Source organism: Ochrobactrum sp. SFR4 (assembly GCF_019730395.1).
Classification (GTDB): Bacteria; Pseudomonadota; Alphaproteobacteria; order Rhizobiales; family Rhizobiaceae; genus Pseudochrobactrum.
Genome location: NZ_JAAPBB010001092.1, coordinates 1 through 250 on the forward strand (window position 1 = coordinate 1; position 250 = coordinate 250).

1 pseudogene is annotated in these 250 nt (G+C 51.2%); it reads right to left on the reverse strand.

Going from position 1 to position 250, the window contains the following annotated elements:
* Positions 1–212: pseudogene (locus HBA93_RS22410) on the reverse strand (PLP-dependent aminotransferase family protein); the annotation flags it as partial.
* Positions 213–250 lie beyond the last annotated feature (38 nt).

Genomic DNA, 250 nt, shown 5'->3' on the forward strand with positions numbered 1-250 from the left:
GCTACATCCAGCCCATCCCCATCAACAGGCACAGTTTCGTATTCCGGTTCGTAGACAGCGAATGCACCTAAGGCGCCCAGAAAAGTCGGTGCCTCTGTGATGATAACATCACCTTTGTTGACCAAAAGGCTTGCCACCAGATCCAGACCCTGCTGCGCACCTTGCAACACCAGAATATTATCCGTTGAACACTCAATAGTCTCATCTTTCATACGCCGGGCTATCTGCTCGCGTAAAACAGGCAAACCCG